Source organism: Halovivax sp., assembly GCA_007119345.1.
Classification (GTDB): Archaea; Halobacteriota; Halobacteria; order Halobacteriales; family Natrialbaceae; genus Halovivax.
Window position 1 is genome coordinate 1 of record SKPV01000284.1, and the last position, 6,470, is coordinate 6,470.

Here is a 6,470-nt window from a genome sequence, read left to right on the forward strand (position 1 = left end):
CGGTTCAAATCCGGGAGGCGGCATTGCCGTCGCGAACGTTTCGTGATCGACGGCAACGAGATCGCAACCTCGAGCGGTCCTCGAGCGCACTCCGTTCCTGCGAACCGAGTTCAAATCACATTCTGTTAACCATATCGCCGGTATAGTTAAGCGGACGTATGCACACACACTTGTACATGGTAGTACGTTATAATAAGGGAGGTGGCGTCCGCACGCGTCGACGGTTCCTCGAAGTGGCGGGAGCGGGCGCGGCCCTGGCAGTTGCCGGCTGCCTCGATAACGGAGACGATGGAGACGGGGGCGGGTACGAACGGGTGAGCGAGAGTTTCGCGGAGCAGGGCGGGGCACTCAACGAAGGTCGCCTCGACGTCGGCGTCGGAACGCTGATGAACTTTACGATCACGCCGGGGTGGTTGCAGGAGGCCATCGCGTCGGTAGACGAAATACGGGTGCTCGACGTCACCGACGAGACCAAGGATGCGTGGGAGGACGACGATACGCTCCTCATTCAGGACCTCGACACCGACGATATCGAGGGATCCGACGACGAGGACGTCCACGTTCCCGGGGAGCTGGCGTGCCCGACGTTCTCGTACAACTTCACCGCACGCGCGGAGCTCGACTACGACGTCGTCCGGACGTTCCTCGAGACGATGTGGGACGCACGCGAGGACCTGGCGGCGGAGTTCGGCATCTTCGCCTTCCACGAGGATCCCGAATTCTGGGTCCAGAACCCGTACGAGGGGATCCCGTTCCACCCGGCTGCCGCCGACTTCTACGAGGAGGAGCTGAACGTCTGGGACGACTCCTGGGAGCGGGCCGACGAGCCCGACGAGCAGCTGGACGCCGAGACGGTCCGGATGAAGACCTCTGAGCAGGGCACGACGGGCCACGCCGCAAACGAGGCGCTGGCCGCGGTGATGAACGATTACCTCGACGACCTCTCTATCGAGGCACAGACCAGCGACGGCACGGCGGAGAACATCGGGGACATCGCATCCGGCGACATCGAGATGGGCTTCCTCCAGAACTGGACGGCTCGGGAGTTCCGCGACGGTGTCGAACCCTTCGACGAACTCGACTTCGAGTTGACGCAGATCTTCCACTACTACGACCTGCCGTGGTTCTTCATCACGAACGATCTGGACCTCGAGTCGCTCTCGGACATCGAAGCCGGGATGACGGTCTCACCGACGCCGAGCGGATCCGGGACGGCGCCGGGTCTCGAACGCGCGCTGGAACACGCACTCGGTGAGTGACCCATCGATGGTCGGGTCAGCCGCCCGATTCGACGATCGAGCTCCGGTCCGTTTCCGAGAGGGACGTTCCGCTCCCCCGGGGCCGCGGAGTCACATCGGTACCTCCCTCGGAAGCGGGCACACGTTCCAACCGAGGCCCGCACCGTCCGACCGAGGCCCGCACCGTCCGACCGAGGCCCGCACCTGAGACGCGATGACCGAACACGACACCCGCAGCGATCGGCCGACGCCGCTCCGACTACTCGACGTTGTCACGTACGTGATGGCGGCCACGTTTACGTTACTGACGATCTACTACGCGGTTTTCATCCTGACTAACCTGACCGTCGTTGGGTTCGATCTACGGCCCCTCGTCCCCGGCCCGTTCCTGTTCGCCGAGCGAGCGGAGTACGTCGTCCTGTTCACCGGCTGGGGGCTCGCCGTCTACTACCTGGATTTCGCTCGCACCCAGTTCGGTGACGCGGCGCCGGCGGAGGAGGTCCCGACCGACGAAGACAACGAGCGTGTCGTGGAAACGCCCGAAACGAGGTCCCTGCTCGACGACCTCGGCGTGACGCACGACCGGCTCTCGGGAACGATCCGCTCGTTCACGGTGAAGTGGGGCAGGGTCGATCCGTACGTCGCGATCGGGCTCGCTGTCGTTTCGATCGTCGCGTCGGCGTACGTTTTCGCGGCGTTCGACCGGCTCGACGGAGACGCGTTCCTCCTCGGATTCACGACGGTCGACCACGTCGTCGGCTTCGCGCTCATCGTCATCGTGACCGACGCGACGCGCCGAGCGTTCGGCTGGATTATCGCCGCCGTCGCCGTCTTCGCGATCTTCTACATGCACGAGTCGGTGAGCACCGCGCTCCCCGGTATGCTGGGACACACGGGCGACGACTGGCTCGGCATCATCGAGGAGGGGGCACTCGGCGTCCACTCCGGCATCTTCGACAGCACGATCATGGGGATCGGCTCGACCTGGGTGGCGATTTTCATCATGTTCGCGGGGATCGCCAAGGCCTACGGGCTGATGGACTTCATCCGGGTCGTCGGCACGGAACTCGGCGGGACGCTCCGGACGGGCGTCGTCCAGATCGCGGTCGTTTCGAGCATGATCATGGGATCGATCACCGGCAGCGCGGCGGCCAACACCGCCACGACCGGGAGCTTCACGATCCCGATGATTCAGGACCAGGGCGTCCGCGACGACTTCGCGGCGTCGATCGAGGCGGTCGCATCGGCAGGGGGGCAGATGCTCCCGCCCGTGATGGGGGTCGCCGCGTTTCTGATGGCGGACATCATCGGCATGCCGTACCTCGACGTGGTCCGGGCCGGGGCGCTCCCGGCGGCGCTGTTCTATCTGAGCGTCGGCGTCGCGGTTCACTTCACCATCCTCAAGTTCGGCTGGACGTCCCAGGATCTCTCGCCGTTCGACTGGAGCGTGCTGAAACGGGGCGCCCACTTCGCGCTCCCCCTCGCCGTGTTGCTATTCACGCTCGTCTACCTCGGGTACACGCCGATGACCGCCGGACTGTACACGATCGCGACGTTGATCGGCGTGGTGATCCTCAAAAACGTCGGTGCGAGGGTGGCCAACGGCGCCCTCGATCGGGGCTACGAGGTCAACTCGATCACCCGACAGACGTCGAACGGTCTGAGCCAGGGTGGCCTGGAGATGGCGCCGCTCGTCGGCGTCCTCGCGGCGATGGGACTGATCGTCGAACTGCTCGAAACCTCGGGTCTGACCGGCCGACTCGGCGCGAGCATCATCGGGTTCGCGGACGTGACGGTTCTGGGCGTCACCGGCGGGCTGGCGCTCGTCCTGGTGCTCGCGATGATCGCGAGCATCGCCTTCGGCCTCGGGATGCCGACTCCCGCGGCGTACATACTCGTGGCGTTCCTGATCGCCGAGGCGGTCACGGAACTGGGCGTGCCGGACATCACGACGCACATGTTCGTCTTCTACTTCGCGATGCTCTCTGCGATCACGCCGCCGGTGGCGATCTCGGTCGCCGTCGGCTCGCGGATCGCCGGCACGAGCTTCATGGCCGCCTGTCTGCAGGCGTTGCGAATCGGTGCGCCCGGCTTCGTCATCCCGTTCGCGTTCGTCGTCAACGACAGCCTCATCCGGTGGACGTCCGCGACGGTCTTCGCGTTCCCGGTCGTCCTGGCGGGCACGATCGGTCTCATCGTCGCGACGGTCGGATTCGACGGGGCGCGCGACCTCTCCGGACCGGTTCGGGTGCTCTACGCGGGGACCGGCTTCGCGGCGATGTTCGGCGCGATCGTGCCCGGAACCGCGGGAGCGGTGATACAGGCCGCGGGGGCGACGGCGATCGTCGCCTCGCTACTGCGGGCGCGGTATCTGATCGGCTACGACGTCGACGGCGTTCGGGATCCGACCGTCTCGGACTAGCGCGCTCGCACGGTCGTTCGGCCGTCGATCTTCGGCGCGCCGACGCTGCCGTTCGTCGGCGACCGCCCCGTCGAACGAACGACCGTCGGCGACTGCCCGAAGGATCGAGCGTCGGGCCGTCTCCGTGGCCGGGCCGAACAGTGATACGGGCGGGTGAAAATACGGCCACATGAGCGAACGCGACGAGATCGACCTCGAACACGGGCTGGCACGGGTCAACGGCGTCAAATTGCACTACGTGACCGCGGGGGACGGGCCGGCGCTCGTCCTCTTGCACGGCTGGCCCCAAACGTGGTACGAGTGGCGTCACGTCGTCCCCGAGTTCGCGACCGATTACACCGTCGTCGCGCCCGACCTCCGCGGGATGGGCGACTCCGAGCGACCCGCGTCGGGCTACGACAAACGGACGGTCGCGACCGACGTCCGGGAGCTGGTCGCCCACCTCGGCTTCGAGGAAATCGCCCTGGTCGGTCACGACTGGGGGATGCCCACGGCCTACGCGTACGCCGCGCAGTATCGCGAGGAGGTCCGCGCCCTCGCGACCCTCGAGGCGGGTCTTCCCGGCATCAACGAGGACCGGAAGCGCAAGCTCTGGCACACCCGATTTCACCAGGTTCGAGACCTTCCGGAGCGGCTGGTGGCGGGTCGCGAGGAGCTGTACCTGTCGTGGTTCTACCGCGAGGGCGCCTACGACCCCTCCGCGATCGACGATGAGGCTCGACGGGAGTACCGTCGCTGCTACTCGTCACCGGGCGGCCTCCGGGGCGGCTTCGAGTACTACCGCGCCTACGAGACCGACGCCGAGCACAACCGCGAACACGCCGAGGACCCGCTCGAGAGTCCCGTACTTGCTCTCGGCGGCGAGGCATCGTTCGGCGAACTGGCGATCGAGGACATGGAGGCGGTCGCCGCGGACGTGCGGGGCGAGGTCCTCGAGCGCGCGGGTCACTGGATACCCGAAGAGCGTCCCGAATACTTCTGTGAGCGACTGCGAGCGTTTCTCGACGACGCGTACTGAGACCTGGCGACGGAGCTCGCCGCGAGCGGTTACTCGCCGGCCTGCCCCCGATCGCCGACCGCGACGAGCTGCTTACCGACGTTCTCGCCCTCGAAGAGACCGACGAAGGCGTCGGGCGCGTTCTCCAGCCCCTCGGTCACGGTCTCGCGATACCGGAGTTCGCCGGAGGCGACCCACTCGCCGAGTTGCCGGGTCGCCTCGCCAAACCGTTCGCCGAAGTCGCTGACCAGGAAGCCCTCGACGGTCGCTCGCGTCTCGATGAGCGTCGCCAGTTTACGGGGACCGGTCGGGAGTTCGGTCGCGTTGTAGAGGGCGATCTGACCGCAGACGGCGACCCGGGCGTCGACGGTCAGTCTGGTGAAAACCGCGTCGGTGATCTCGCCGCCGACGTTGTCGAAGTAGGCGTCGACGCCGTCGGGAGCGGCCGCGTCGAGCGCGGCCGCGTAGTCGTCGGTCGTCGCGTAGTTGATGCCCGCGTCGAAGCCGAGTTCGTCCTCGAGGAACGCCACCTTCCCCTCGGAGCCCGCGAAGCCGACGACGCGGGCGCCGTTCAGTTTCGCGAGCTGACCGGCGACCGAGCCGACTGCGCCGGCCGCGCCGGTGACGACGAACGTCTCCCCCGCCTGCGGCCGGGCGACCTCCCGGACGCCGAAGTAGGCGGTTCGGCCCGGCATCCCGAGAACTCCCAGGTACGCCGAGAGCGGCGCGCGATCGGGGTCGACCGCCGAGAGCGCCGTCCCCGGTGCGGTGGCGTAGTCGGCCCAGTGCAGGTTGCCGATGACGACGTCGCCGGCGTCGAACCCGGCGCCGTTGCTCTCGACGACCTCGCCGACGACCCCGCCCCGGAGCGGTTCGCCGACGTTCCAGGAGTCGGCGTAGGAGTCCCGTTCGCGCATCCGCCCGCGCATGTACGGGTCGACCGACAGGTACAGCGTCCGGACGAGCGCCTCGCCCGGGCCGGGCTCGGGGATCGGCTCCTCCGCGAGCTCGAAGACGTCTTCGTCGGGAGTACCGGTCGGGCGCCGAGCCAGCGTGAACACGCGGTTCGTCTCCGTATTCACCATGCTCGCCATTGGACCGGCGACGGAAAGGGAGCTTCGGTAGCGGCGGTTCGGGGGGAGCGAGGCCGAGCGCGAGCGAGGCCTCGGACGGGCGAACGGTGAGGAACAACCCGCGAGCGACGCGCGAGCACCGCGAGATCGCGAACGGCGCCCGACTCACGCGCTCGCGACGGCACCGGGTCGGACGCCGTAAGGGTCCAGGCTTATACCCGCTGGAGGCCTACGTCTTGTATGAGAATTGCACACATAGCCACGCTCGAAGATTTCGGAACGCGATCGCTCGCGATCCACGGGATCATGGTGCTCGCGTTCGCGAACGCGATCCTCGTGGGGCTGCTCGTCGGGGGACAGCTGGGCCTCGTCTCGTTCGTCGCGCTGCTCAACTTCACCGCCGGACTGTGGGTCGCCCACTCGATCCACTCGCTCGGCAACGCCGTGAGCGACGACGAGTACGCCGGCGTCCTGAACGAGATCGTCGACACCGGCGCCAGCGAATCCGCGAGCGGGTTCGACGCCGGCCGCTTCGGGCGCCTGCTCGCGCTGATCGCGGCCGTGACGGCGACGGCGCTCCTGACCTCCGCGCAGGTCCTGTCGGGGCCGTTGTTCTCGGTCGGCATCGTCGCCGTCGGCGCCATCGCGCTCGTGACCGCGATGGTCGGCTTCCTCATCGCGCTGGGGGCGTCCTACGACGAGTCCGAGGAGCGAACGATCGTCGAGATGGCTCGGCGTAC

Annotated in this window: 5 protein-coding genes; 4 read left to right on the plus strand and 1 reads right to left on the minus strand. The window is 67.4% G+C overall.

Annotation, left to right across the window (positions count from 1 at the left end; all coding sequences use genetic code 11):
- Positions 1-158 precede the first annotated feature (158 nt).
- The 3 genes from QZT59_RS18730 to QZT59_RS18740 all read left to right on the plus strand — a co-directional run bounded on the left by QZT59_RS18730 (position 159) and on the right by QZT59_RS18740 (position 4,678).
- Complete coding sequence (locus QZT59_RS18730) at positions 159-1,259, plus strand: TAXI family TRAP transporter solute-binding subunit (RefSeq protein ID WP_290819421.1); 1,101 nt, start codon at positions 159-161, stop codon at positions 1,257-1,259.
- Positions 1,260-1,452: 193 nt separating this feature from the next.
- Positions 1,453-3,660: a TRAP transporter permease gene (locus QZT59_RS18735; protein WP_290819423.1), complete on the plus strand. Its 2,208-nt coding sequence runs from the start codon at positions 1,453-1,455 to the stop codon at positions 3,658-3,660.
- A 169-nt stretch (positions 3,661-3,829) separates the two neighbouring features.
- Entirely contained in the window at positions 3,830-4,678 is an 849-nt protein-coding gene (locus QZT59_RS18740) for an alpha/beta fold hydrolase (protein ID WP_290819425.1), read from the plus strand.
- Positions 4,679-4,707: 29 nt separating this feature from the next.
- Here the strand turns inward: QZT59_RS18740 and QZT59_RS18745 are convergent, their stop codons facing one another.
- Complete coding sequence (locus QZT59_RS18745; RefSeq protein WP_290819427.1) at positions 4,708-5,742, minus strand: NADP-dependent oxidoreductase; 1,035 nt, start codon at positions 5,740-5,742, stop codon at positions 4,708-4,710.
- Positions 5,743-5,970: 228 nt separating this feature from the next.
- On the opposite strand from QZT59_RS18745, the gene QZT59_RS18750 reads away from it, so the two are divergent.
- Positions 5,971-6,470, plus strand: a 500-nt coding sequence (locus QZT59_RS18750) for a hypothetical protein (protein ID WP_290819429.1), incomplete at its 3' end; no start/stop codon positions are given.